Here is a 24,509-nt window from a genome sequence, read left to right as displayed (position 1 = left end):
GCGGCAGGGCGGGTCAGCCCGCGGCGGACCGCGGGAGGAGCCGGGTGGTGGGCATGGGCGGGGCGGCCAGCCGGTCGGCGTAGCCCGGGACGGGGCCGCCGAGGGTCTGCGCCGTCCAGCCTCGGCGCGCCTCCACGATCTCCTCGTGGCTGCCGGCGACGAAGTTCCACCACATGACCAGCGTGTCCGGGTAGGGCGCTCCGCCGAGCAGCAGGGCGCGCGCCGGCCCGTCGGCGCCGACCCGCAGCTCGCGCCGGCCGGTGCCGAGGTACAGCAGGGTCCCGCGCGGCGGCGCGGCGCCGTCCAGCCGCGGGGTGCCGTCGAGGCTGAGTACGGCGTACTCGAAGCCGGGGTCCAGCGGCACCCGGGCCTCGGTGCCCGGGGCCAGGGCCAGCTCGGCGCCGACCAGCGGGGTGAAGGCCGCGGCGGGCGAGACCGCACCGGCGAGGTCGCCGACCAGGACCGTGGCGGTCAGCCCCGCGTCGGTGTACCGGGGCAGGTCGGCGTGGTGGGCGAAGGCCGGCGGGGCCGACCGGGCCGAGGGCGGCAGGGCGACCCAGAGCTGCACCCCGTGCAGCCGGGGCGGGGCGTCCGGCGGGGTCTCCTCGGCGTGGGCGATCCCGGCGCCGGCCGTCATCAGGTTGAGCTGGCCGGGGCGCACGACCTGGTCGCAGCCGAGGCTGTCCCGGTGCCGGACGGCGCCGTCGAGCAGCCAGGAGACGGTCTGGAGGCCGATGTGCGGGTGCGGAGCCACCCGCATCGCGCCGCCGTCGGCGACCGGGTGCGGGCCGTAGTGGTCGACGAAGCACCAGGCACCCACCATCCGCCGGGTGCGCGTGGGCAGGGTCCGGGTCACCCGCAGGCCGCGCGGCCCCCCGAGGGCCACCTCGTGTCCGGTGACCAGGACGTGGGTGGGCCGGTGCGCGGCGTCGGCGCCGCAGGTCACTTCGGCCGGGTGCGGGTCGAGGTTGCTCACAGGTACCAGTGTGCGCCGCCGGCCAGGCGGCCGGCGGCGGGATGCCGCGGCGGGGCGGGGCGGGCGGGGCCGGTCGGCGCGGCCGCCCGGCCGGTTGGCCGGCGACGGCGGTCGATGCCGGCCGCTAGGGTCGACCGGTACCGGCCGGGATCCGCAGCCTCGGCACCCCACCCGTCAACCTGCGGAGCCCCGATGCCCGACGCCACGCCGACCCGGCCGCAGTCCGGCCCCACGCCCGACACCGGCGCCGCGTACGTCGTCAGCGGCACCCTGCTGCCGCCCGCGGTGCCCGCGCGGGAACCGTGGCGGGGCCGGGCCGCGCTGGCCGTTCTCCTGCTGGCCGTGCTGTGCGTCGGCGGCGGCCTGGCCGCGTGGCACCTGCTCGCCTCCTGAAGCCGACTCGCCGGACCGCCGCGAACCGCCTCGGCGCTGGACGTGGGCGGCGGGCGGATCGCTGTCGGCTACCGGACTGACCCGTCGTGCGGCGGCGCCACCGCTCCTAGGCTCCTGCGGCACCGGCCGCCCGGCCGGCGCGCGCACCCGCGCTCCCTCAGCCGACGGAGTCCCCCCGATGTCGCAGTACCCCGCCCCGCCGCCCGCCGGCCCCTACGACGGCGTCCTGGCGGTACCGCCGCCGCCCGCCCCGCCCCGCGCGCGCCGGACCGGGAAGATCATTCTGTTCGTCCTGCTCGGGCTCGCGCTGCTGTGCTGCGCCGGGGGCGGTGCGGTGTGGCTGCTCGTCAAGGACGACGTGGGGAAGGTCGCCGACGCGGTCGGCACCGAGGTCGTCGTCCCGGCCGCCCTCGGCGCCCGCAGGCCGACGACGGACCCGCAGCTCCGGGCCGCCGCCGCGGAGCTGGCGACGGTGATGCGGACCCTGCCCGCCGCGGCGCCCGTCACCGGGGTCTACGGCGAGCCCGGGAAGCAGGACGTCATCATGATCGCCGCGGCGAGGCTGGCCAGCCTGAACCCGCACGGCGACCTGGACACGCTGTTCACCGGGGCGACCGGGTCGCTGTCGGTGGCCCCGGCCGCCGACGTCGCCGCCGGCCCGCTCGGCGGCGCCGCCCGCTGCGGCGCGGGGTCGGTCGAGGGCCAGCCCGTCGTCGTCTGCGGCTGGGTCGACCACGGCAGCGGCGGCCTGGTGTTCGCCTACCACCAAGACGTGGCCAGAGCCCGTGCCGAGTTCCCGGCCATCCGCGCCGCGATCGAGAAACGCGGCTGACCACGCGGGTCCGCGGCGGCTCCGCGAGTTGCGTACAAACGGACACGACCAGCGCGTTCACACCTCTTGACTAAAAATGAAACTAGTGAATGCTCTAAGTCATTGAACGGGTACCGCCCCGGCAGACGCCGGCCGTGACCTGGCTCGACGAGAAGACCGGCGGCGCAGTGGGTGGCTGTCGCCGCCGGTAGTGCCGCCAGGCGGCGCCGCGGGGACGTGCGGAGACGACAGCTCCGCGCGTCCCCGCGTCTCGGCGCGCCCCTGCCGGACCGGGCGCCATACCACCGGATTTCCGTCAACGGCCACCGCCGGCCGACGATTCCCCCCGCCCGAGAGGGACGTCCCGGCAAGATTGCCGTGACCCGGACAACGTCACCTGGCCGTGCGCGCGCCCACCGGCTAGCGTGGCTGCGACCCCCGCCGCCGCGCCGGTCCGCGCGCGTCCTGCCCCGCGCCACTCCCGCCGGTGGCCCACCACCATGTCGTGGACCAGGTGAATGAGCACACCCGACACCTCCCCCGGCGACGCCGGCACGCGGCGCATCGCCACCGTCGACGCCCTGCGCGGCCTCGCCCTGTTCGGCATCCTCGCCGTCAACATCACCTACTTCGCGTCGCAGTACCGCGGCACCGGCGTCCTCGACGCACGCTTCGAGGGCACCGTCGACCGCTGGACCTACCTGCTGACCGACGCGCTGTTCGAGACGAAGTTCTACCTGCTGTTCTCCTTCCTGTTCGGCTACAGCTTCACCCTCCAGATCACCGCCGCCAGCCGCCGCGGCGCGGCCTTCACGCCGCGCTTCCTGCGCCGGGTCCTCGGCCTGTTCGCGATCGGGGCGGCGCACGCCGTGTTCCTGTTCCACGGCGACATCCTGATGCTGTACGCGGCGCTCGGGCTGCTCCTGCTCCCGCTGCGCCACCTGCGGCCCCGCACCGCGGCCATCCTCGGCGCCGCGCTGCTGGTCCTGGCCACCGAGGTGTGGTTCTGGCGGGGCGTGCTCGTCTGGCACACCGGCGACCCCGACGGGACCGACCCGGTGGAGACCAGCGACACCATCAGCTACGTCGAGGCCGCCTACCAGGGCAGCTTCAGCGAGATCATCGCCCAGCGCCTGGACGACGTCCGGGGCATGGCCGCGATCCTGCTCGACTTCCAGGGGCCGGCGGCGCTGGCGATGTTCCTGTTCGGCCTGGCCGCCGGCAAGCTGCGCCTGCTGGCCGACCCGATGCGGTACCGCGCCGGCCTGCGCTGGCTGCTCGTGGCCGGCGCCGTCGTCGGCCTGCCCGGCGGCGTCCTGTACGCGTTCGCCGGCAACTACTACGCCGACACCGCGCTGCAGTACTTCGCCGGTGCCCTCGACTTCCTGGCCTCGCCGGTGCTCGCGGCCTCCTACCTGGCCGGCGCCGTCCTGCTGTTCCACCGGCTGCCGGCGCTGGCCCGGGCGTTCGCCCCGGCCGGCCGGATGGCGCTGACCAACTACCTGAGCCAGTCGGTGTTCTGCGCGTTCGTGTTCACCGGCTACGGACTCGGACTCACCGGCGAACTGGCGCCGCTGCCGGTGTTCGGCATCGCCGTGGCGCTGTTCGCCGTCCAGCTTGCGTGGAGCGCGTACTGGCTCCAGGCCCACCAGTACGGGCCGGCCGAGTGGGCGCTGCGCGGATTCAGCTACCTGGAGATCCCCCGCTGGCGACGCCCGCCCGTGTGGGCCGTGCCGGCGGCCCCGCGCTAGGCGCGCCGGGCCGCCTCCCCCGCGGGGGCGACCGCCGCGGGGGTGGCTTGCCCGTACCGTCGTCCCGGCCCGCGCACCGCTGGTGGAAGACTGGGCGGTAACCCGTCCACCGACCTGCACCGCAGCCCGCCACGCCACCCGCGCCCGTCCCCCGGTCGCCGTCCGCCACCGCTGCCCACCGCAGGCACACACCACCAGAAGGACCGACCGGCCATGCGCCTCAACGACACCCAGCTCACCGTCCTCACCGCGGCCGCCCGGGAGAAGGTCTTCATCGACCAGCAGGGCAGCGCCTTCATGGAGGGCAGCTACCGGCCGGTCACCGCGACCACCTCCGGGCTGATGCACCGCAACCTGTTGACGCGCGGCCGGCAGTACAGCGTGCTCGGGGTGCACCACACCGACCTCACGCCGACGGAGGCGGGCTTCAGCGAACTCGCCGCCCGCGGCCTGACCGCCGACAACGACTGGACCGCGCCGGCCTGAGGCGCCGGTCGGGCGGCAGCCGGGTTAGCTGCCGGTCACCCTGGGTATGTGGGGCGCACCTTCCCCGCCACACCGTCCGGGAGTACGCCATGGTCGACGCTCAGGTCACCCTCGATCCCACCTCGATGGACCCGGTCCAGCGCAAGCTCCGGGGCCCGCTGCAGGACCAGCTCACCTCCGCCCTGCGCAACGCGGTCGACCGGGTCGGGGAGCGCTACCACGGCGAGAGCGTCGACGAGGTGGCCGACGAACTGCTCGCCGAGACCCGGGAGGGCCTGCACCCGGACATCGCCGCCGGGTTCGTCCCCGACGAGGACCAGCTCGACGACGTCGCCGCCGCCCTCGTCGACGAGTCCCGGCGCTGACCCGGTGCCGCGGTCCCGGGTGGAGACCGCGGCACCGGTCGCCGCGGGCGGCCGGGCGCGCGCCTGACCCGGCGGGCGCGCGCCGTCAGGTCAGGCGCACGCTGAGGCCCTTCCCGCCGAACTCCCGGCACACGTAGACGGGGGCGGCGGGCCGGCTGCGCGCCCCGTCGTACCGGTAGCCGATCTCGGCGAACTCCGGCAGCCGCGCCGCCGACTCCACCCGCGCGGTGACCAGCCACCGGGCGTACACCCCGCGCGCGATCTTGGCGTGCACCGTGACGAAGCCCGGCTCCCCGGTCCTGGCGTCGACGGTCAGGAACTTCGGGGTCACGAGCCGGTCCGCCGCCACGTGGCGGGTCACCGTCCGGCCGTACTCGGCGGCGGTCAGGTCGACGATGCCGCCCTCGGCCGGCAACTGCGCCGCGATCCGGTCGCCCCAGTAGGCGTACAGCGTGCCCGAGGGCAGCCGGTACCCCATCTCGAGCCGGTACGGGCAGATCAGGTCGTCCGGGCGCAGGATGCCGTAGAGGCCGGACAGGATGCGCAGCCGGTCCTGGGCGCGGTCGCGGTCGGCCGGGGACAGGTCGCGGGCGCGCAGGCCGCTGTAGATGTCGCCGACGAACGTGTCCGCGGCCGCCGACACGCCGGCCGGGTCCCAGGCGTCGTGCAGGGCCCGGGTCCGCGCGGCGAGGTCCGCCGAGACCGCCATCACCCGGGCCGTCCCGGCCGGCGTCAGCGCGCGCAGCTCCCGCATCAGGGTGACGGCGTCGGCGACCAGTGCCGGGGTGCCGGTCGCGCGGGCCGGTCCGCCGGCCGGGGCGGGTACGCGCATCGCCTTGGAGGAGTGCAGCAGGATCATCACGCCGACGATTCTGCCGTGGCCCGGCCGCGGGCGGTGGGGGTCGACCACGAATTCGACTGGCGTTTCGTCCATGAAAGAAAACGCTGGGGACGGGAAGAGTCCCCAGCGTTTTCTTTCAATGTTTCGGTCGTTGCGGGCCTCCGGACGGGCGCGCGTGGCGCACGGCGACGGCCCCCCGGGTGCCGTCAGACGCCGGCGTTATCCCTGATCCACCGACGGATCTCGGGCTCGCCGACGCTGGAGTACTCGGCGGTGTCCCGCACCGCGGTGGAGGCGACGCCCACGATCTTGCCGCCAGCCCAGGCCGGGCCGCCGGAGTCGCCGTTGGAGGCGTTGCCCGTACCGCGCTGCAGGCCCAGGGCCGGGCCTCCCTTGTGGTCGCGCGCCTTGCGGTTGTACGTGAGCGTGGCCTGCTTCAGCGCGGGCGCCGGCTTGCAGCCGTTCGTCTGCGCGGGGCACTCCAGGCCCCAGCCGTAGATCTCGATGTCGGCACTGGGCATGGCCGGTACGGCGTCGGCGACCGGCGCGACGGCCGCCTCCGGGATCGGCGTCGCCAGCTTCATGAGGGTCACGTCGTACTTGCTCATGTGCGAGGCGACCTCGTACCGCGTGCCCTCGCCCCGCTTGAGGCTGCCCACCAGGACGGCGAACTTGCGCCCGGTGTTCTGGTAGGTCAGGCAGTGGTCGGCGGTGAGGATCCAGTCCGGCGCGATGACGGAGGCGCTGCAGACGATGGCGTTGGGTCGGCTGCCGTCGACCCGGATGAACTGGGCGCCCCACGGGGCGTCAGTGGAGAACTTGCCCTTGTCGATGCGGCTCTGGCCGGGGTCGGCGGCCGCCGCTGGGGCGACGAAAGCGGTGGCGGCGACCGCGGCCGCGAGGGTGAGGGTCATGACGCGACGCATCACGTGTCTCCTTCGGTGGGTTGCGGGGGTGGGTGGAGCCGTGGGGTGCGCAAAGCGCACCTGGCGGTGCGCGCACCCGGATGAAGGCGTGTCCCACACTAACCACGACATCGATGCAAAACAATGCGATGGCGATACCTGCGTGGTTCTCGGCGCCCGGGTGCGAGGTAATCCGCGACCGGACCCGAAGATCAGCGGCGATCGCTTTAATCCAGCGCTTCCCGCGAACGACCCGCGCAGCGGCAATGACGGAGCAGCGCAATTGTACAAATGTCAATTCGACCGGTGTCGACGTGCGAGGCGGTTCGGGGTCGGGCGATCACGACCGGCGGTCCGGCGGCTGGTGGCCGCGAGCGGCAGCAGCGGTGGACAGGTCCGGGCCAACTGGCTGGGCTGTGCCGCTCGTAGCGGTTGCTGGCAGCCACCAGACCGCCCACGCCACACCAGCTCTGGACTCGATCGCCCAACTGTCTGCCCCTATTTGTTCGATTTGGGAGTAGCATCGGCACGGGCGGTCTATCCATCTGCCATTCCCATGCCGGGGGAAACCATGGAGAAGAAGACAGCTTGGGCAACCACGGCCCTGCTCGCCAGCGCGCTTCTGGCCGGGGCGCCCGGTGCGGCGGCGGCGGCGGACCCGCCGTGCGTGGTGCACCTGGACATGCCCGATGTCCGGATCAACAAGCCCTCGGTGTTCCTGTGGGTCGACGAGCACGCCGCCTGCGACCGGTACCACCCCGACTCCACCTGGTTGATCACCCGCCCCGACGCCAGCACCAGGACGCTGCACTTCAGCGGTATGCACTGGCCCCAACCCGCGGGTATCACCTTCGACGACAGCGAGGGGTTCGGCACCTACGAGGCCACCGGTGCCGGCACGTCGGACCTCACGGAGAACGTCTATACCCAGCAGTCGATGTCGTTCCTCGTCAAGCGCGCCTCCGGCGTCGCCCTGACCGCCCAGCGCTCGGGATCCCACGTGACCACCGGGGGTCTGGCCCGCGCCTACAGTCCCGCGGCCAACCAGTTCACCGACTGGCCGGCCGCCATGGTGCGCCTGGAGTCCCGGCCGGCGGCCGGCGGAGCCTGGGTCACGCTGTCGACCTACCGGACCAACGCCGCCGGCAGGATCCCCACGCATCGCTGGTACGCCCCGCAGGTACGCCAGTTCCGCCTGGTCGCCCTCGGGACGCCCCAGATCTGGCCCGCGAACGGCACTCCCCAACGCCGGTAGCCGCCTGTCGCATTGGCAGATCCAGGCCGTCGATGTGTCGTCTGTGCCGTCAGCCTTCGAGGGTAATTTCGGAGCATTCAGAATTGTTTCCCGCGTACGGGCCAGCGCCGTCGGCAAAGGTGGCCGCGACACCCGGCCAGCCCGAGCCGCCACGCTCACCCCCGTACACGATCGTGTCACCCTCGGGCGTGTCCCCTGAAGCGGTGGAAAGCTCAGCCGGGCACCGGTCAGCACGCCGAAACCGAAGGGGAAGCATGAGCATCCGCGCCACGTTCGCCGCCGCCCTCACCGCCGCCACCCTCGCCGCCACCGGACTCACCCTCGCCGCCCAGCCGGCCGCCGCCGCCAATGGCGACCGCGGCTGGATCCTGAACGACACCGGCGTCCACGGATGCATGAACTTCTCCGCCTGCCGCACCCGCGGCGTCGCCTACGGACAGTGGGCGCCGGTCTGGTGCTACGACGACTACTGGTGGACCCGTTACTTCAAGGTCAGCGCCGGCACCAACAACGGCTACCAGTCGCACGTGTGGGTGGTCGCCGACCGCGTCACGGCGCAGCCGCGAGTCGGGCACTGCTAGGCGCAGTTACCGCAGGATTCGTCCGGCCCGCCCCTCCCGGGGCGGGCCGGAGCGCGTCACCGCACCCGGTCCTCTCGGAGCGCCCGCTGCCGCTGCGGGGGCTGCCGTAGGGCGGGTGCGAGGTTTGCTAGGCTTGCCGGGCGATCGCGGGCTGTGGCGCAGTTTGGTAGCGCACTTGACTGGGGGTCAAGGGGTCGTCGGTTCGAATCCGGCCAGCCCGACGCAGGTCAGAGGTCATTTCCCACTGTGGGAAATGACCTCTCTTGCTATCCGCGTTACTCACCGGGTGGCTGAACACTGCCGGTGTCGTCGAAGATGGCGATGGACGACGCCCGAACGGCGTAACACGCTACCACCGCCCTGCGTGCTCCCGCTGTCCCCGCGCCCGCGCGGCCACCGCCGGGCCTGCCCCGGCACTAGTGTCTCCACAGTGAATTTTCCCCCAGAACCTGCTGTCGCCCCTGCCGAGGGGCAGTCCGCAGCGCCCCCGCCGGAGCCCGGACCAGGCCGGCCGGCGGCACCGCTGCCACGACCACGCGGAGGAGCTGTCGTGTCCGACTCCGACATCGAGGTGCTGCGCCGCCGGTTCCGCCGGTTCGCGTTCCCGATGACCGCGGCGTTCCTCGCCTGGTACCTGCTGTACGTGCTGCTGTCGGCGTACGCGCGCGACCTCATGGGCGTGCGCGTGTTCGGAAACGTCAACGTCGCGCTCCTGCTGGGCATCGGCCAGTTCGCGTCGACGTTCGGCATCGCGGCCTGGTACGCCGCCTACGCCCGGCGCCGACTCGACCCGCTCGCCGACCGCCTGCGTACCGCCGCCGACCACCGCACCGCCGGTGCGGCCGACACCGGGCCGGCAGGCGCCACGTCCGGTGCCGGCGCGTCCGACTCCGCCGGGGAGGCCACCCGATGACCATCGCCCTGTTCCTCGCCTTCGTCGCCCTCACCCTCGGCATCACCGTCTGGGCCAGCCGGCAGACCCGCAGCGCCGCCGACTTCTACGCCGGCGGCCGGTCCTTCTCGCCGCTGCAGAACGGCGTCGCCATCGGCGGCGACTACATGTCCGCGGCCAGCTTCCTCGGCATCGCCGGGCTGATCGCGCTGAACGGGTACGACGGGTTCCTGTACTCGATCGGCTTCCTCGTCGCCTGGCTCGTGGCGCTGCTGCTGGTCGCGGAACTGATGCGCAACAGCGGCCGGTACACCATGGCCGACGTCCTGGCGGCGCGGCTGCGGGAGCGCCCGGTGCGGACCGCGGCCGGGGTGTCGACGGTCGTGGTGTCCACGTTCTACCTGGTCGCGCAGATGGTCGGCGCGGCGTCGGTGGTGTCGCTGCTGCTCGGCGTGACCGGCGATGCCGCCAAGGTCTGGGTGATCGCCGGGGTGGGCGCCCTCATGATCTTCTACGTCACCGTCGGCGGCATGAAGGGCACCACCTGGGTGCAGATCGTCAAGGCGGTCCTGCTCATGGCCGGTGCCGCGCTGATGACCGTACTGGTCCTGGCCAGGTACCACTTCAACGTCTCCGAACTGCTGGGCGTGGCCGCCGCGCAGTCGGGCAAGGGGCTGGCGTTCCTCGAACCGGGGCTCAAGTACGGCGCCACCGACGCGTGGAGCAAGTTGGACCTGATCTCGCTGGGGCTCGCGCTCGTGCTCGGCACCGCCGGGCTGCCGCACATCCTCATCCGCTTCTACACCGTCCCCAGTGCCCGCGCCGCCCGGCGCAGCGTCATCTGGGCCATCGGCATCATCGGGGCGTTCTACCTGATGACGCTGGTGCTCGGGTTCGGCGCGGCGGCGCTGGTGGGCGGGGCGGCGATCAAGAAGTCGGACCCCAGCGGCAACACGGCCGCGACGCTGCTCGCCGAGACCCTCGGCGGCGGCGCGGGCAGCACCGGCGGGTCGCTGATGCTCGCGTTCATCGCCGCGGTGGCGTTCGCCACGATCCTGGCGGTCGTCGCGGGCCTGACGCTGGCGGCGTCCTCGTCGGTGGCGCACGACCTGTACGCCAACGTGGTCCGCCGGGGGCGCTCCGACGAGCGGCAGGAGATGCGGGTCGCGCGGCTCGCCGCCGTCGCCATCGGCGGGCTGTCGATCGGGCTGTCGGCGTTCGCCCGCGACCTCAACGTCGCGTTCCTGGTGGCGCTGGCGTTCGCGATCGCGGCGTCGGCGAACCTGCCGGTCATCCTGTTCACGCTGTTCTGGCGGCGGTTCACCACTCGCGGCGCGGTGTGGGGCATCGTCGGGGGCCTCGTCGCGGCCATCGGGGTGGTGCTGCTGAGCCCGATCTGCTGGGGCGGGGCGTCGGCCACGAAGCCGGCGGTCACCCTGACGGCGAAGCAGGCGGCGACCTGCGGCGTGGACGCGGCGGCGAAGTCCGTCGGCAATCCGACCGCGCTGTTCAGTTGTACGACCGTGGCGCCGGTGCCGCTGGAGAACCCGGGCCTGGTGTCGATTCCGGCCGGGTTCGCGCTGGCCGCGGTCGGCGCGCTGACCGGCCGGCGGCGCCGGGACGCCGACGACGACGCCGCGTTCACCGCGCTGGAGCACCGCGCGCTCACCGGCGTCGGGGCGCACTGAAGATCACCGGGTGGGGCGCGCACGGTGCCCCACCCGGTGCCGCGCGGACGCCCCCGCGGCGCGGCGGCGCCGTCGCCACGCCGCGGACGGAGAACCTGCCGGGCCACCGGGCGGAGCGGACGGCGACCGGCCGAGTCAACCGGCCGTCGGCGCGCGGCGGGGTTCCGTGTGTGCGCCGGCGGGGCGGCGGGCGAACGGCGGGGCGTGTTCGGGTCGCAGGCCGACGCCGATCAGGTAGGCCGGCACGGCGGACAGCGGGGGTACCCGGCGGAGCAGGCCGAGCAGCGGCCACGGCGGGCCGGAGCGGCGGCCCTCCAGAATGGGCATGATCATGGTCCGGTGCAGGAGGCGCTGGAGCCGCTGCACGAGGACGGTGGGCAGCAGCCGCCGGTCGTGGACGCGGGCGAGCGCCCCCGGCGTGACCGCGCCCCGGCGCAGGGGTCCGGCCAGCAGGGTCGCGGCGGCGACCGCGTCCTGCACGGCGAGGTTGATGCCGACGCCGCCGACGGGCGACATGGCGTGGGCGGCGTCGCCGATGCACAGCAGGCCGTCGGCGTGCCAGCGCCGCAGCCGGTTGAGGCGTACGTCGAGGTGCTTGACGTCGTCCAGGGAGCCGATGGCGTCCACGCGGTCGGCGAGTGGGGGGATGAGGGCCGCCACGTCCCGGCGGAACGCCTCGACCCCGCGGGCGCGGATGGCCGGGTCGGTGCCCTTCCCGGCGATGTACGCGATCTGGTAATAGCCGGTGCGCGGGATGGCCACGGCGAAGCGGCCGGGCGCGGCGGCCGGGGCCAGGCCGTCGAGGCCGTCGTCGGCGCGCCGCGGGAGCCGGAACCACCAGGCGTCGATCGGTACCGGGAACTCCTCGGGGACGAGGCCGGCGGCGCGGCGGACGGTGGACCAGCGGCCGTCGCAGGCGACGGTGAGGTCGGCGCGCAGGGCGCCGTCGGCGCCGTCAGCGGTGCGGTAGCGCACCCCGGCGACCCGGCCGCCGCGGTGCAGCAGGCCGGTGACCTCGGTGTTCATCCGCAGGGTGAACGTGGGCTCGGCGGCGCCGGCCTCGGCGAGCAGGTTGAGCAGGTCCCACTGCGGGACCATCGCGATGTACGGGTGGGGGACGCGGAGCCGGCGCAGGTCGCCGACGACGACGCGGCGGTCGTCGGGGACCGGGAAGGCGATCTCCTGGATCCGGCTCTGGGGCAGGCGGGCGAACCGCTCGCCCAGGCCGAGTTCGTCGAGGAGCTGGATGGTCGAGGGGTGCACCGTGTCACCCCGGAAGTCGCGGAGGAAGTCGCCGTGCTTCTCCAGCACCGTGACCTCGACGCCCGCGCGGGCGAGGAGAAGTCCCAGCACCATGCCGGCCGGGCCGCCGCCGGCCACGATGCAGGTTGTGCGCTCGTCCATGAGCCACCGCCTCAGGTAGGGTCGTGCCGGCAGCCTATTTCATCGCTTGATGAATATCTACCCGGTCGGGAGAACCGGCCCGACAGGCGGGCCACCCGAACGGGTGAGAGGGTTTTGTCCGCCGCGGGCCGCGGTGGTTGGATCCCTGGATTCCCGCCACCGCCCCGCGATCGGAGCCCCGTCATGCGAGTCGCCCGGCAGTTCGTCCTCGTCGGCGCCGCCGTGCTGGGCGCCGCGGGCGGCGGGGCCGCCGGCCCGGCGCCCGCCGCGGCAGCCGGGGTGGCGCCCGCGGTGTACGTCGTGGGCGGGCAGTGCGGCGGGCCCGCCCGCGCCGCGGTGGCGTTCCGGTTCTGGGACGACCGCACGGCGGTCGGGGCGCTGCGCTACGGCATCGTCGCCAACAGCAACCCCGGACTGTTCGCCGGCCTGCCCTGGCGGCGCGTCGGCGTACAGCACCGGCTCACCGTCGACCTGCGGCCGGCGGCCCAGGGCTCCGCGGACCTCGTCGTCGCCGTGACCGACGCCGACCGCCAGACCAGGCGCTTTCCGTTCACGGTGCGTGCCGGTGCCGGGACCCTCAGCGGCGGCCCCCGCACCGACGTCGTCGTGGGCGGCCAGCAGGCCAACACGATCACCGGGCTGGGCGGGGACGACATCCTGTGCGGCAACCACGGCGACGACCACGTCGACGGCGGCGCCGGCCGGGACCTGATCGACGGGTCCAGCGGCTCCGACCACATCCTCGGCGGGCCGGGCAACGACTCGATCGGCGACTTCTCGGGCGACGACACCGTGGACGGCGGCGCGGGCGACGACCTGATCAGCGCCGGCCGCGGCACTGACACGCTGCGCGGCGGACTCGGCGACGACCGGATCTGGGCCGGGACCGACGACGACACGGTCTGGGGCGGGCCGGGCAATGACGACCTGCGCGGGGAGGAGGGCCTCGACCGGCTGTACGGGGAGGCGGGCAACGACCTGATGCGGCCCGGCGGCGGCGCCGACCTCCAGACCGGCGGACCGGGGGCCGACCGGTTCCTGCTCGGCGGCGGTACACGGCCGCTGGACTACCGGCCCGCCGAGGGCGACGCGCTGCTTCCCGAGGGGACCGTCCTGCCCTGAGCAGACCGCCGGGCGCTACCTTGGCCCCATGGCCAGCTTCCGTGGAACCGGTACCCTCGCGCTCGCCGACGGCGACACCGTGCCTGTCACCGTCGACCTGCGCTCGCGCCGCGACGGCGAGCGGCGGGTGTGGGGCGGTACGCTGCACGCCGCCGACGGCGGGGCGCTGCTGCGCGTGGTGGGCGACACCGTCGCGCTACGGCTGGACATCGGCGAGGAGGGTCGGGTCACGGTGCTGCGCTGCGACGCCGCGGCCGGCACCGGCGACGTCGACGGCGTGGGGCCGAGCCCGATCTAAGGACCGGAGCGGCCCGGCAGGCGGCGCGGCTGGCGCCAGCCCCCTGCCGGAAGCCACCGGCTCAGCGCAGGGCGCCGCGCACGCGGGCGCCCGCCCGGGCCGCGAACGTCAGCAGCGCGCCGAGCGCCACCATCACCACGCCGACCGCGCCGAGGACGAGCCCGGAGGCGCCGGTGACCGGTAGTTCCTGATGACCTGACATGAATACGATCTCCTCTCCTAGGTGACCAGACGCGCGGGGGATTTCCACACGCATCGTTCGACGACCGGCTGGCGGATGGCCTTCACCAGCGCGTGGACGAGGACGACCCGGTAGATCAGGTCAATCACCGCCAGCGCCGGGATGAACAGCACCAGTCGCGGTCGGCGCAGATGGACGGACGCGCAGCACATCCAGACCCCGTGTCCGGCGACCAGGACGAGCGCGCCCGTGGGGGTCAGCCCGCCGGCCGCCAGGATGATCCAGACGGTGGCCGGGCCGGAGACGACGTAGACGAGCCAGTGCAGCATCAGCAGCACGTACGCCAGGTCGAAGCGGGTCGCCCGCCGGCCCACCCGGTGGCCGATCACGCCCTGGAAGGTGCCCCACATCCAGCGCAGGTTCTGGCTGTACCAGTCGGCGAACGTCGTCGGGTCCTGGAGCAGCGCGGTGGCCCGCGGGGCGTACCGGACCCGGCCCAGCTCGCGCCGGTGCGTCTCCAGCACCCAGTACGTGTCGTCCACGATGTACGGCGGGCGCTCGGGCAGGATCCGGTCCAGCAGCTCGGTGCGGTACAGCGAGTTGGAGCCGGAGATGCAGTTCATGACGTTGGCCGCGCTCTGCAGCCGGCGGATGACGAGCTGGTAGTTCCAGTAGCTGTACGCGCGGGCGGCCAGCCAGGGGTTCCAGCGCCGCTCGGACGGCCACCAGGTCACGTTGTGGCCGACGACGATCGCCACCTCGGCGGACATCAGGGCACGGCTCTGCACGACGAAGTCGGGGGCGACCACGACGTCGTCGTCGAGGATGGCGACGGCCCGGTAGCGGGTGCCGAGGGCGAAGTGCGCGTAGGCGGCGTGCAGCGCGGCGGGCTTGCCGACGTTGACCGGCTGGGCGAACACCGTCGCCCCGGCGGCCTCGGCGCGGGCGACGGTGTCGTCGGTGGAGGCGTCGGACACCACGTACACGGGGACCCCGTTGGCGACCGCGGCGGCGACGGCGCGGGCGATCGTCGCCTCGCCGTTGTGGCAGGCGATCAGCACGGCCACCTCGTCGTGGGAGACCGGGGCGTAGTCGTGCAGGCGACGGCGGACCCGGCGTTGGCCGTCGGGCTTGACGAGGCCGTACACGAAGCCCACGACGAGAATGCCGAGCAGGGCGAGGGAAAGCGCACTGAGCACTTCCATAATCAGCGGCATGGTCAACCTGAGGGGGGAGGGAATTGCGGCGAGGGGACCTGGCGCGGGGCGAATTGCGGCGAAGCTGTACCGCAGCCTATGGATCGCGAAAGTCATTCACTATCGCGCGATAGCCCTAGTCATCCCTGGTCAAAAGGTTGAGTTGCCCGCGGCGCAAGGCGCGCACCGCTGCGGAATCCCCGTTGCCCCACTCGGTACGGCCGCCGGAAATGGGCACGACGAACAGTCCGCCGGTCAGCGGAGAATGGTGCGGCGCGGGTACCGGAAAGGTGCCGGACTCAGCCGTGGGCCTTGCCGCGGCCCCCCGGACCGACGGACTTCTTGGCCTTGACGGCCACCTCGATCGGCGAACCGGCGAACCCGAACTCCTCCCGGAGCTTGCGCGCGACGAACCGCTGGTACCCGGCGTCGATCGGACCCGTGGTGAACAGCACGAACTTGGGCGGCCGGGTCCCCGCCTGGGTGGCGAACAGGACCCGGGGCGCGCGGCCGCCCCGCACCGGGTGCGGCGTCTCCTGGACCAGGGCCGTTAGCCACTGGTTGAGCACGCCGGTCGGGATGCGCTGCTCCCAGGAGGCCAGCGCCGTGCGCAGCGCGGGCGCCAGCCTGTCGACGGCCCGGCCGGTCTTGGCGGAGATGTTGACCCGCAGCGCCCACGGGATGCGCTTGAGTTCCCGGTCGATCTCCTTGTCCAGGTAGTACCGCCGGTCAGGGTCCATCAGGTCCCACTTGTTGAAGGCGATGACCATCGCGCGGCCGGCCTCGTCGACCATCGACAGGATCCGCTGGTCCTGCTCGCTGATCGGCTCGCTGGCGTCCAGCAGCACGACCGCCACCTCCGCGGCCTCGATCGCGGCCGCGGTCCGCAGGCTCGCGTAGTACTCGGTGCCGCTGGCCCGGCCGACCCGCTTGCGCAGGCCGGCGGTGTCCACGAGCTGCCAGGTCTCCCCGCCGATCTCGACCAGGCTGTCGACCGGGTCGACGGTCGTCCCGGCCACCGGGTCCACCACGGCGCGCTCCTCGCGGGCGAGCCGGTTGAGCAGGCTGGACTTGCCGACGTTGGGGCGGCCGACCAGCGCGATCCGGTGCGGGCCGCGCGGGCCCTCGGCCTCCGCCGGGGCGGGCGCCGGGAACGCGGCCAGGATGGCGTCGAGCAGGTCGCCCGAGCCGCGGCCGTGCAGGGCCGACACCGGCCACGGCTCCCCCAGCCCCAGCGCCCACAGCGCGGCGACCTCGGACTCCAGCGCCGTGTTGTCGACCTTGTTGCCGACCAGCAGGACCGGCTTGGCGCTGCGGCGCAGCATCTTCACCGCCGCCTCGTCGACGTCGGTCGGGCCGACGACGGCGTCGACGACGAACACGACCACGTCGGCGGTGGCGACGGCCGCCTCGGCCTGCGCCGCGATCGCCGCGGCGCGGTCCCGGGCGTCGGGCTCCCAGCCGCCGGTGTCCACGACGGTGAAGGCCCGCCCGGTCCAGTTCGCGTCGTACGCCACCCGGTCGCGGGTCACGCCGGGTACGTCCTCGACCACCGCCTGGCGGCGGCCGATGATCCGGTTGACCAGGGTCGACTTGCCGACGTTCGGGCGGCCGACCACGGCCACCACGGGCAGCGGCCCGGCGTCGGCGCCCGCGGGCCCGTCCGCCCGGTCGTCCCCGCTCACCGGATGCCCCGCGCCGCCAGGAGCGCGCGCAGCTCCGCGACGACCTCGTCGATGCCGAGCCCGGTGGTGTCCAGCACCACCGCGTCGGCCGCCTGCTGGAGCGGGTCGGCGGCGCGGGTGGAGTCCGCGGTGTCCCGGCGGGCCAGGTCCGCGGCGGTGGCCGCCTCGTCGGCGGCGTCCTCGGCGCTGCGGCGGCGGGCGCGCTCGGCGGGCGAGGCCGTCAGGTACACCTTCAGCGCGGCGTCGGGGGCGACGACGGTGCCGATGTCGCGGCCCTCCACGACGACCCGGCCGGCCGCGGCGATGAGGTCACGCTGGCGGGCGACGAGGAGCCGGCGCACCGCCGGCACCGCCGCGACCGCGGACACCGCCGCGGTGACCTCCGGTCCCCGGATCGGGGCGTCCACAGCCACGCCGTCGACGGTCATCGTCGGTGCGTCGGGGTCGGTGCCGGACTCCAGCCGGGCCGCCTCGGCCACCTTGGCGACGGCCGCGGCGTCGGCCAGCGCGACGCCGGAGCGCAGCACCGCCCAGGTCACCCCGCGGTACATGGCGCCGGTGTCCAGGTAGCGGGCGTCGAGGGCGCGGGCGAGCCGACGGGAGACGGTCGACTTGCCCGAGCCCGACGGCCCGTCCACCGCCACCACGCACCGGGGTGCGCGCGTCTGGTCGCTCACGGAGGCTCCCTGCTTCCACAACGTGCTGTCACAAAACGGAAAGGTGTCGCGCGCCGGCCGCGGGCCGGCGGCGCGCCGGACCCATTGTGCCCGGTGGCCCGCGGCGCACCGCAGGCGCGGTCCGGGGTGGGCAGAGGGTGGCCTGCATCCGGGGGCCGGTGCACCGCCCGCGGTCAGTCCTTCACGGAGGCCCGGAACAGCGCGGCCACCTCGGCCGGCGACAGCCGGCGGGTCCGCCCCGCCTTCAGGTCGCCCAGCCGGACCGGGCCGATCGCCGTGCGGACCAGCCGCTGGACGGGGTGCCCGACAGCCTCGAACAGGCGCCGCACGATGTGCTTGCGCCCCTCGTGCAGCACGATCTCCACCAGGGCGCTGCGGCCGAACGCGTCGATCACGCGGAACTCGTCGGCGCGCGCCGGCCCGTCCTCCAGCTCGATGCCCGCCAGGAGCTGGCGCCCGGCGCTGCGCGGCAGCGGTCCGGGGATCTCGCACTGGTAGGTCTTGGCCACGCCGAACGACGGGTGCATGAGCTGGTGGGCCAGCGCGCCGTCGTTGGTGAGCAGCAGCAGGCCCTCGCTGTCGGCGTCGAGCCGGCCGACGTGGTAGACCCGGCTCTCCAGGTTGCCGACGAAGTCGGCCACGGCCGCCCGGCCCTTCTCGTCGGCCATCGTCGCCACGACGCCGCGGGGCTTGTTCATCGCCAGGTACACCAGCCGGGTGTCGACGACGACCCGCTGGCCGTCGACGTAGATCTCGGCGGTGGTGGCGTCAGCCTTGTCGCCGAGGGAGGCCACCCGGCCGTCCACCGTCACCCGGCCGCGGAAGATCAGATCCTCGCAGGCGCGCCGCGAGCCCACCCCCGCCGCGGCCAGGATCTTCTGCAGCCGCGCGGGACCGGACCCGGGGTCAGACATCCACGATCTCCTCGACATCGTCGGGCAGGAACGGGGCCAGCGCCGGCAACTGCTCCACCGACTCCAGCCCCAGCTTCTCCAGGAAGAGCGGCGTCGTCCGGTAGAGGTAGGCGCCGGAATCGGACTCGGTCCCACACTCGGCGATGAGGCCGCGGGTGACCAGGGTACGGGTAACGCCGTCGCAGTTGACACCGCGGATGGCCGAGATGCGCGACCTGGTCACTGGCTGCTTGTACGCAACCACGGCGAGTGTTTCCAGGGCGGCCTGGCTGAGCCGGGCCTGCTGCCCGTCCAGGACGAAGCGCTGCACGTAGTCGGCGTACTCGGGCCGCGTGTACAGCCGCCACCCGCCCGCGACCCGGCGGACGTCGATCCCCCGCCCCGCCGCGGTGTACTCCGCCGACAGCTCGGCCAGCGCGAAGGCGATCCGCTCCAGCGGCTCCCCCAGCACCCCGGCCAGGGTGTCGTCGGCGACCGGTTCGTCCACCACGAGCAGGATCGACTCCAGGGCGCCGCGCAGGACGTCGTCCGCCAGCGGGGCCGGCGGCGGTACTGCCGGCCCGGGCGACGCCGCCGCGGGCGACGCCGCCGCGGGCGCCGCCTGCGCGGTCCCGGTCGCCGTCGGCCGGGTCTCGACCTCGACCTCAGGTGGAGGCTCAGGTAGAGGTGGAGGGTTCGCGGGCGGCGGCTCGCTGACCTCGACGGACGCGGCCGCGACGGCCGGCGGCGCGTCGGCGGGGCGCTCCCACGGCGGCACCCACGAGGCCACCTGCTCGGCGAGGGAACGGTCCTCAGTCACCCTGGCTCCTCTCCCCCGCCGGGACCGGCGGGCTGCCGGCGTACTCGTCCACCTCGATGTCGGCGGCGGCGTCGCCGCCGGACCAGCGGACCGTCAGATCCCCCAGCGCCTCGGCCTGCACGAAACTCACCAAACCCTCCCGGTACAGCTCCAGCAGGGCCAGGAACCGGGCCACGATCTCCAGCGTGTTCTGGCAGTCCGCGCACAGCGACCGGAACGTCGCCACCTGCTGCCGCCGCAGCCGGTCGCGCAGGATCCCTGCGTGCTCGCGGACACTCACCCGCACCTGGTGGACGTGCGCCAACGACACCACCGGCGCCTCCTTCGGCGTCATCGCCCGGACCGCCAGCTCCGCCAGCCGCTGCGGGCCGACGGTCAGCACCAGCTCGGGCAGCGCCGCGGCGTACCGCGGCTCCAGCGGCACCGCCCGCGGCCAGCGCCGGGCGCCCTCGGCCTCGCGGACGGCGATGTGCGCCGCGGCCTCCTTGAACGCCTTGTACTGGAGCAGCCGCGCGAACAGCAGGTCCCGCGCCTCCAGCAGCGCCAGGTCCTCCTCGTTCTCCACGTCCGCCGAGGGCAGCAGCCGCGCCGCCTTCAGGTCCAGCAGCGTCGCGGCGATGACGAGGAACTCGCTGGCCTCGTCCAGGTCCCACGTCTCGCCGCCGGACCGGATGTAGGCGATGAACTCGTCGGTGACCGTCGACAGCGCCACCTCGGTGACGTCGAGCTTGTGCCGGCTGATGAGCTGCAGGAGCAGGTCGAAGGGGCCGGTGAAGTTCGTCAGCCGCACGGTGAACCCGGTGGCGGTCTCGGCCGGTCCGGCCGGCTCGGCGCCGGCCTGCGGTGCGGGGGCGGTCACCAGAGCGCCAGCAGCAGCAGCGACGCCAGCAGCTCCGCGGGCAGCAGCAGGTACGGCCCCCCGATCGGGAAGAACGACAGGATCATCAGGATCAGCGGCCCCACGTTCTGCTCAACGAGCGTGTGCCGGATCCGGGCGGCGTGCGCGCCGGGGCGGCGCATCGCCACCCACAGCAGCGAGAACCCGTCCAGCGGCGGCAGCGGCAGCAGGTTGAGCAGCGAGAAGCACAGCAGCGCGACCGCGAGGCCGGCACCGGCGTCGGCCGCCGGCCCCAGCCCGGTGCGGAAACCGTGCAGGAGCGTCGCGCCGACCGGCCCCGCGCCGCCGCCGTAGGCCAGTCGCAGGCCGACCAGGACCAGCAGCCCCAGCAGCAGGGGCGCGCACAGGCCCGCCGCGACCACCGCGACCCGCCGCCCGCGGGTCGCCCGCAGGTCCAGGTCGGCGTGCCGCCCCCAGCCCGTGCCCGCCACCGCCGCGGCGACGGCGCCGAACGGGTCGACCACCGAGCGCAGGGTCGGCCGCGGCGCGCGCGGCAGCCGCAGCGCCGACCGCGCGGCCCGCACCGCCCAGGCGCGCGCGAACAGGGCGGCGAGGAACCCGAGCAGCAGACCCACGAACGACGCGGGGTCGCCCAGCGCGAACAGCACCGGCCGGCTACCCGTCGGCGTGCGCGGCGATCACCTCGCGCGCGAGCTGGCGGTAGTTGCGGGCGCCGGAGGACGCCGGGTCGAGAGTGGTGATCGGCGCGCCGGCCACGGTGGACTCCGGGAACTTGACGGTCTTGGTGATCACCGTCTGGTACACCTTGTCGCCGAACGCCTCCACGACGCGCTGGAGCACCTGCCGGCAGTGCGTCGTGCGGCTGTCGTACATCGTGGCGAGGATCCCCTCCAACTCCAGGTTGAAGTTGAGGCGCTCGCGGACCTTGTCGATCGTGTCCAGGAGCAGGGCGACGCCGCGCAGGCTGAAGAACTCGCACTCCAGCGGCACGAGGACCCCGTGCGCCACCGTCAGCGCGTTGATCGCCAGCAGGCCGAGCGAGGGCTGGCAGTCGATCAGGATGAAGTCGTAGTCCTTGAAGACCGCGCGCAGCACGCGGGCCAGCGCCATCTCCCGGGCGACCTCGTTGACGAGCTGGATCTCGGCGGCCGACAGGTCGATGTTGGCCGGCAGCAGGTGCAGGCCCGCCACGTCGGTCTTGATGATGACTTCCTCGACGCTGACGTCGTCCTGCATCAGCAGGTTGTAGACCGACAGGTCCAGGTCGTGCGGGTTGACGCCGAGGCCGACGGAGAGAGCACCCTGCGGGTCGAAGTCCACGAGCAGGACCCGGCGGCCGTACTCGGCCAGCGCCGCGCCCAGGTTGATCGTCGTCGTGGTCTTGCCGACGCCGCCCTTCTGGTTGGCCATCGCGATGATCCGCGCCGGGCCGTGGCGGTCGGTCGGCATCGGCTCGGGAATCGGCCGGCGGGTCGTGTACGCGGTGGGGTCGGCGGGGCCCAGCTCGGCGCTCAGATTCAGCGAGGACTGCTCGGCGCGCAGCGCCGTCGTCCACGCCTCTGCCTGCTCGCCGTTGCCCGCCATACCCGCCTCACACGCTTACCTCGATGCGGCGACTGTACGCCACCGGCCTGCTCCGCCGTACCGCTGCGGCCGGCGTGTCGACCCTACGGCACAGGGACCGGGCGGCCCCGCCTGATCCCTGTGCCGTTCGTCGCTGCGGCGACCGCGTCAGGCCAGCACGTCCGCCAGCGCCACCGCCGGCATACCGTGCGCGTCCGCCACGGGACCATAGGTGACGTGACCGTCGTGGGTGTTCAGACCCAGCGCCAGCGCCGGGTCCCGGCGCAGGGCCTCCCGCCAGCCGTGGTTGGCCAGCGCCAGCGCGTACGGCACCGTCACGTTGGTCAGCGCGAAGGTGCTCGTGTGCGGTACCGCGCCCGGCATGTTCGCGACGCAGTAGAAGACGGTGTCGTGCACCCGGTACGTCGGGTCGGCGTGGGTGGTCGGACGCGAGTCCTCGAAGCAGCCGCCCTGGTCGATGGCGATGTCGACGAGCACGGCGCCCGGCTTCATCTTCGCCACCAGGCTATTCGAGATCAGGGTGGGGGCCTTGGCCCCGGGGACCAGCACCGCGCCGATGACCATGTCGGCGTCGGTGACGGCGTGCTCGATCTCGTAGGAGTTCGACATCACGGTCTGCATGTGGCCCTGGTAGATCGCGTCGGCCTGGCGCAGCTTGTTGACGTTGTTGTCCAGCAGCAGCACCTCGGCCTGCATCCCGAGGGCGATGGCGGCGGCGTTCATGCCGGAGACGCCCGCGCCGATGACGACGACCTTGGCCGCGTACACGCCGGAGACGCCGCCGATGAGCACGCCGCGGCCGCCGCCCGAGCGCATCAGGTGGTACGCGCCCACCTGCGGGGCGAGCCGGCCGGCGACCTCGGACATCGGCGCCAGCAGCGGCAGCGAGCGGTCGGGCAGCTCGACGGTCTCGTACGCGATCGCCGTGACCCTGCGGTCGATGAGCGCGTCGGTGCAGGCCTTGGAGGCGGCCAGGTGCAGGTAGGTGAACAGGGTCTGACCGGGGCGCATCCGGTCGTACTCCTCGGCGATCGGCTCCTTGACCTTCAGTACCAGCTCGGCCTCGCCCCAGACGGCGTCCGCCGAGGGCAGGATCGTCGCGCCCGCGGCGACGAACTCGTCGTCGGTGATCGAGGAGCCGAGGCCCGCGCCGGTCTCGATGACCACCTGGTGGCCGCTGCGGACGAACTCCTGGACGCCCGCGGGAGTGATCGCCACGCGGTACTCGTGGTTCTTCACCTCGCGGGGAACCCCGACCTTGACCATGATTTGCCCCTTATCTCGCCGCGCGGTCTCGCGGCCGATGACCGAGTTGTCACCGGATTGTCGGTGCGCCGCCGGGAAGTCTACGGCCGGCGGCGCACCTGATCTTCAACTGGTGGTCTGTCTCACCCGAGACCGGCGCGCGCGCGGCGCGGCTGGTCCGTCAGCGGCGTCCAGCCGTCCAGTCCCGGGATGCGCCGGACGGCGACCTTGCCCACGCCGGCCCACCGGCGCAGCGTGGCCTGGGCGGCGGCGCGGTCGGCCGGGCTGAGGGCGCCGACGGTGGCGCCGTGGTTGCCGCCCCGGACCTCGTAGACGAAGGAGTCGCGGCCCGCGCCGACGCGGAACGGCTCCGCACTCCACGGGTCGAACTGGCCATTGACGAACATCATCCGCTCACCCTGGTCCCGCACCCAGGAGTCGACGTCGCGCATCGCGGCCGTGTCGAACGCCGGCAGCGGGATCGACCGCGGGACGAACGCGCGCGGGTGGGCGAGCTCGGGGTGGCGCAGCAGGCCGGCGAGCGCCGGCAGGTCGAAGGTCGGGTACCCGAGCTGGGCGCTCGCCTGGTAGTAGTACGGGACGAACTGGGCGCTGCCCTGGTCGGTGTAGCCGGCGAAGCCGGCCACCTTGTCGATCCAGCCGTAGATCTCGTCGTCCGTGGCGGTGGCCGGCGGTACCTTGTCGCAGGTGGCGGCGGGCTCGTACTGCCAGAAGGCGTACAGCGCGTCGACCGTCGCCACCTCCAGGGAGCCGTCGGCGGTGCCCACGGTCCGGTCGAAGGTCTGGCCCGCGGCGGCGGCCGCGGCGGCCACGCGCGCGGTCAGGGCGGCCCGGCGGCTGCCGAGCACCTCCCGCTGCAGGGCGGAGATCCGCGCCCGGCAGTCGGTGTCGCCGACGGTGGCGAAGAAGCGGGTGTAGGCGGAGTCCTCGTCGTTGTCGACGTCGTTGGGCGCCACGTAGGCGACGGTCGCGTCCACGTCACCGGGGTAGAAGCGGCGGTGGTAGACCGAGGTCATGCCGCCCTTGCTCGCTCCCGTCGACAGCCATTTGGCCTGGTAGAGCGGCCGCAGGGCGGTGACGAACCGGTGGTGGTCGGCGGCGGCCTGGGCGATGGTCAGCGCGGACCAGTCCGCCGGAGCCGGCGTCGAGTCGCGGAAGAAGCGCTGCTCGGTCGAGAGCTGGTTGCCCTCGATCAACTGCGCGGGTTCGGAGCGCTTGGAGCCGCCCAGCCAGTAGCCGGTGGTGTGCAGCACCATCGGCCGGGCGACGTCGCGGTGCAGCAGGGTGGCGCGCTGGCCGAAGGTGCCGCGGCTCGGGTCGCCGTGGTCGACCGGCTGGCGGTAGACGAGTTGGAAGGAGCGGTAGCCGGCCTCGCCCACCCCCTCGGTGACGGTCATCCCCGGGATGTCGGCGAGTTGGGTCAGGATGTCCTGCGCGCCGGCCGGCGCGGCCGCGGCGGGGGCGGCCGGGCCCAGCAGCCCCGCGCACAGGACGGCGGCGGCGAGGCGCCGTACATCGACAGTTCTCATTCGACACACGCTAACGGAGCGGCCGGGCCGGGGCGAGGTCAGGCCGGGCAG

At 73.8% G+C, this 24,509-nt stretch carries 26 protein-coding genes and 1 tRNA gene; 12 read left to right on the top strand and 15 right to left on the bottom strand.

Features of this window, described 5'->3' with window-relative positions; all coding sequences use genetic code 11:
* Positions 1-13: 13 nt before the first annotated feature.
* On the bottom strand, positions 14-976 hold the full coding sequence (locus tag IEY75_RS16060; RefSeq protein WP_189115179.1) for a pirin family protein: 963 nt from the start codon (positions 974-976) through the stop codon (positions 14-16).
* Between the two features lie 192 nt (positions 977-1,168).
* On the opposite strand from IEY75_RS16060, the gene IEY75_RS16055 reads away from it, so the two are divergent.
* From IEY75_RS16055 to IEY75_RS16035, 5 genes are all read left to right on the top strand, one after another.
* Positions 1,169-1,369: a hypothetical protein gene (locus IEY75_RS16055; RefSeq protein WP_189115178.1), complete on the top strand. Its 201-nt coding sequence runs from the start codon at positions 1,169-1,171 to the stop codon at positions 1,367-1,369.
* Between the two features lie 178 nt (positions 1,370-1,547).
* Positions 1,548-2,201 (top strand): hypothetical protein, encoded by a 654-nt coding sequence (locus IEY75_RS16050; protein WP_189115177.1) that lies wholly within the window; start codon positions 1,548-1,550, stop codon positions 2,199-2,201.
* A gap of 497 nt (positions 2,202-2,698) precedes the next feature.
* Positions 2,699-3,931: a DUF418 domain-containing protein gene (locus IEY75_RS16045; RefSeq protein WP_189115176.1), complete on the top strand. Its 1,233-nt coding sequence runs from the start codon at positions 2,699-2,701 to the stop codon at positions 3,929-3,931.
* 213 nt (positions 3,932-4,144) lie between these two features.
* Entirely contained in the window at positions 4,145-4,417 is a 273-nt protein-coding gene (locus IEY75_RS16040) for a hypothetical protein (protein ID WP_189115175.1), read from the top strand.
* 89 nt (positions 4,418-4,506) lie between these two features.
* Complete coding sequence (locus IEY75_RS16035) at positions 4,507-4,782, top strand: hypothetical protein (protein ID WP_189115174.1); 276 nt, start codon at positions 4,507-4,509, stop codon at positions 4,780-4,782.
* 85 nt (positions 4,783-4,867) lie between these two features.
* On the opposite strand, the gene IEY75_RS16030 is transcribed toward IEY75_RS16035, so the two are convergent.
* Both IEY75_RS16030 and IEY75_RS16025 read right to left on the bottom strand, forming a co-directional pair.
* Positions 4,868-5,644: a YaaA family protein gene (locus IEY75_RS16030; RefSeq protein ID WP_189115225.1), complete on the bottom strand. Its 777-nt coding sequence runs from the start codon at positions 5,642-5,644 to the stop codon at positions 4,868-4,870.
* A gap of 185 nt (positions 5,645-5,829) precedes the next feature.
* On the bottom strand, positions 5,830-6,549 hold the full coding sequence (locus IEY75_RS16025) for a trypsin-like serine protease (protein WP_189115173.1): 720 nt from the start codon (positions 6,547-6,549) through the stop codon (positions 5,830-5,832).
* Positions 6,550-7,084: 535 nt separating this feature from the next.
* Here IEY75_RS16025 and IEY75_RS16020 point away from each other — a divergent pair.
* From IEY75_RS16020 to IEY75_RS16000, 5 genes are all read left to right on the top strand, one after another.
* On the top strand, positions 7,085-7,783 hold the full coding sequence (locus IEY75_RS16020) for a hypothetical protein (protein WP_189115172.1): 699 nt from the start codon (positions 7,085-7,087) through the stop codon (positions 7,781-7,783).
* Between the two features lie 254 nt (positions 7,784-8,037).
* Positions 8,038-8,364 carry a hypothetical protein gene (locus IEY75_RS16015; RefSeq protein WP_189115171.1) on the top strand — a complete coding sequence of 109 codons (327 nt, stop codon included), beginning with the start codon at positions 8,038-8,040 and terminating at the stop codon, positions 8,362-8,364.
* Positions 8,365-8,511: 147 nt separating this feature from the next.
* Positions 8,512-8,585: transfer RNA gene (locus tag IEY75_RS16010), tRNA-Pro, on the top strand.
* Between the two features lie 329 nt (positions 8,586-8,914).
* Positions 8,915-9,277, top strand: a complete 363-nt coding sequence (locus IEY75_RS16005; RefSeq protein WP_189115170.1) for a DUF485 domain-containing protein — start codon at positions 8,915-8,917, stop codon at positions 9,275-9,277.
* A complete protein-coding gene (locus tag IEY75_RS16000) occupies positions 9,274-10,944 on the top strand; it encodes a monocarboxylic acid transporter (RefSeq protein ID WP_189115169.1) in 1,671 nt (556 codons plus the stop codon). The genes IEY75_RS16005 and IEY75_RS16000 overlap by 4 nt, the downstream gene beginning before the upstream one ends.
* 135 nt (positions 10,945-11,079) lie before the next feature.
* Here the strand turns inward: IEY75_RS16000 and IEY75_RS15995 are convergent, their stop codons facing one another.
* On the bottom strand, positions 11,080-12,348 hold the full coding sequence (locus IEY75_RS15995; protein ID WP_189115168.1) for an FAD-dependent oxidoreductase: 1,269 nt from the start codon (positions 12,346-12,348) through the stop codon (positions 11,080-11,082).
* A gap of 183 nt (positions 12,349-12,531) precedes the next feature.
* Between IEY75_RS15995 and IEY75_RS15990 the strand changes: the two genes are divergently transcribed.
* Positions 12,532-13,470 carry a calcium-binding protein gene (locus IEY75_RS15990; protein WP_189115167.1) on the top strand — a complete coding sequence of 313 codons (939 nt, stop codon included), beginning with the start codon at positions 12,532-12,534 and terminating at the stop codon, positions 13,468-13,470.
* Between the two features lie 28 nt (positions 13,471-13,498).
* Positions 13,499-13,768, top strand: a complete 270-nt coding sequence (locus tag IEY75_RS15985) for a hypothetical protein (RefSeq protein ID WP_189115166.1) — start codon at positions 13,499-13,501, stop codon at positions 13,766-13,768.
* A gap of 61 nt (positions 13,769-13,829) precedes the next feature.
* On the opposite strand, the gene IEY75_RS15980 is transcribed toward IEY75_RS15985, so the two are convergent.
* From IEY75_RS15980 to IEY75_RS15925, 11 genes are all read right to left on the bottom strand, one after another.
* Positions 13,830-13,970: an LPXTG cell wall anchor domain-containing protein gene (locus IEY75_RS15980; RefSeq protein ID WP_189115165.1), complete on the bottom strand. Its 141-nt coding sequence runs from the start codon at positions 13,968-13,970 to the stop codon at positions 13,830-13,832.
* A 17-nt stretch (positions 13,971-13,987) separates the two neighbouring features.
* A complete protein-coding gene (locus tag IEY75_RS15975) occupies positions 13,988-15,154 on the bottom strand; it encodes a glycosyltransferase family 2 protein (protein ID WP_189115164.1) in 1,167 nt (388 codons plus the stop codon).
* 290 nt (positions 15,155-15,444) lie between these two features.
* Positions 15,445-16,830: a ribosome biogenesis GTPase Der gene (gene der, locus IEY75_RS15965; protein ID WP_189115163.1), complete on the bottom strand. Its 1,386-nt coding sequence runs from the start codon at positions 16,828-16,830 to the stop codon at positions 15,445-15,447.
* Positions 16,827-17,507, bottom strand: a complete 681-nt coding sequence (cmk, locus tag IEY75_RS15960) for a (d)CMP kinase (RefSeq protein ID WP_189115162.1) — start codon at positions 17,505-17,507, stop codon at positions 16,827-16,829. The genes der and cmk overlap by 4 nt, the downstream gene beginning before the upstream one ends.
* 173 nt (positions 17,508-17,680) lie before the next feature.
* Positions 17,681-18,421, bottom strand: coding sequence for a pseudouridine synthase (locus IEY75_RS15955; protein ID WP_229789762.1), 741 nt, complete (start codon positions 18,419-18,421; stop codon positions 17,681-17,683).
* A complete protein-coding gene (gene scpB, locus IEY75_RS15950; protein ID WP_189115160.1) occupies positions 18,414-19,220 on the bottom strand; it encodes an SMC-Scp complex subunit ScpB in 807 nt (268 codons plus the stop codon). Before scpB ends, IEY75_RS15955 begins: the two co-directional genes overlap by 8 nt.
* Positions 19,213-20,079 (bottom strand): segregation and condensation protein A, encoded by an 867-nt coding sequence (locus IEY75_RS15945; protein ID WP_229789760.1) that lies wholly within the window; start codon positions 20,077-20,079, stop codon positions 19,213-19,215. The genes scpB and IEY75_RS15945 overlap by 8 nt, the downstream gene beginning before the upstream one ends.
* Entirely contained in the window at positions 20,076-20,726 is a 651-nt protein-coding gene (locus IEY75_RS15940; protein ID WP_189115159.1) for a hypothetical protein, read from the bottom strand. The genes IEY75_RS15945 and IEY75_RS15940 overlap by 4 nt, the downstream gene beginning before the upstream one ends.
* 7 nt (positions 20,727-20,733) lie before the next feature.
* A complete protein-coding gene (locus IEY75_RS15935; RefSeq protein ID WP_189115158.1) occupies positions 20,734-21,663 on the bottom strand; it encodes a ParA family protein in 930 nt (309 codons plus the stop codon).
* A gap of 147 nt (positions 21,664-21,810) precedes the next feature.
* The gene (gene ald / locus IEY75_RS15930; RefSeq protein ID WP_189115157.1) at positions 21,811-22,929 is read right to left on the bottom strand and encodes an alanine dehydrogenase; all 1,119 of its coding nucleotides are present in this window, start codon (positions 22,927-22,929) and stop codon (positions 21,811-21,813) included.
* Positions 22,930-23,051: 122 nt separating this feature from the next.
* Positions 23,052-24,458, bottom strand: a complete 1,407-nt coding sequence (locus IEY75_RS15925; RefSeq protein WP_189115156.1) for a S28 family serine protease — start codon at positions 24,456-24,458, stop codon at positions 23,052-23,054.
* Positions 24,459-24,509 lie beyond the last annotated feature (51 nt).

It is taken from the genome of Pilimelia terevasa (assembly GCF_014647915.1).
GTDB classification, from domain to species: domain Bacteria; phylum Actinomycetota; class Actinomycetes; order Mycobacteriales; family Micromonosporaceae; genus Pilimelia; species Pilimelia terevasa.
Note: the sequence above shows the minus strand (reverse complement) of the source record. Positions and strands in the feature narration are given on the sequence as shown.

Coding starts and splice junctions, on each gene's coding strand:
- IEY75_RS16055 (WP_189115178.1), top strand. CDS start 1,169: ATGCCCGACGCCACGCCGACCCGGCCGCAGTCCGGCCCCACGCCCGAC.
- IEY75_RS16050 (WP_189115177.1), top strand. CDS start 1,548: ATGTCGCAGTACCCCGCCCCGCCGCCCGCCGGCCCCTACGACGGCGTC.
- IEY75_RS16045 (WP_189115176.1), top strand. CDS start 2,699: ATGAGCACACCCGACACCTCCCCCGGCGACGCCGGCACGCGGCGCATC.
- IEY75_RS16040 (WP_189115175.1), top strand. CDS start 4,145: ATGCGCCTCAACGACACCCAGCTCACCGTCCTCACCGCGGCCGCCCGG.
- IEY75_RS16035 (WP_189115174.1), top strand. CDS start 4,507: ATGGTCGACGCTCAGGTCACCCTCGATCCCACCTCGATGGACCCGGTC.
- IEY75_RS16025 (WP_189115173.1), bottom strand. CDS start 6,549: ATGCGTCGCGTCATGACCCTCACCCTCGCGGCCGCGGTCGCCGCCACC.
- IEY75_RS16020 (WP_189115172.1), top strand. CDS start 7,085: ATGCCGGGGGAAACCATGGAGAAGAAGACAGCTTGGGCAACCACGGCC.
- IEY75_RS16015 (WP_189115171.1), top strand. CDS start 8,038: ATGAGCATCCGCGCCACGTTCGCCGCCGCCCTCACCGCCGCCACCCTC.
- IEY75_RS16000 (WP_189115169.1), top strand. CDS start 9,274: ATGACCATCGCCCTGTTCCTCGCCTTCGTCGCCCTCACCCTCGGCATC.
- IEY75_RS15995 (WP_189115168.1), bottom strand. CDS start 12,348: ATGGACGAGCGCACAACCTGCATCGTGGCCGGCGGCGGCCCGGCCGGC.
- IEY75_RS15990 (WP_189115167.1), top strand. CDS start 12,532: ATGCGAGTCGCCCGGCAGTTCGTCCTCGTCGGCGCCGCCGTGCTGGGC.
- IEY75_RS15985 (WP_189115166.1), top strand. CDS start 13,499: ATGGCCAGCTTCCGTGGAACCGGTACCCTCGCGCTCGCCGACGGCGAC.
- IEY75_RS15980 (WP_189115165.1), bottom strand. CDS start 13,970: ATGTCAGGTCATCAGGAACTACCGGTCACCGGCGCCTCCGGGCTCGTC.
- IEY75_RS15975 (WP_189115164.1), bottom strand. CDS start 15,154: ATGGAAGTGCTCAGTGCGCTTTCCCTCGCCCTGCTCGGCATTCTCGTC.
- IEY75_RS15955 (WP_229789762.1), bottom strand. CDS start 18,421: ATGTCTGACCCCGGGTCCGGTCCCGCGCGGCTGCAGAAGATCCTGGCC.
- IEY75_RS15935 (WP_189115158.1), bottom strand. CDS start 21,663: ATGGCGGGCAACGGCGAGCAGGCAGAGGCGTGGACGACGGCGCTGCGC.
- ald (WP_189115157.1), bottom strand. CDS start 22,929: ATGGTCAAGGTCGGGGTTCCCCGCGAGGTGAAGAACCACGAGTACCGC.
- IEY75_RS15925 (WP_189115156.1), bottom strand. CDS start 24,458: ATGAGAACTGTCGATGTACGGCGCCTCGCCGCCGCCGTCCTGTGCGCG.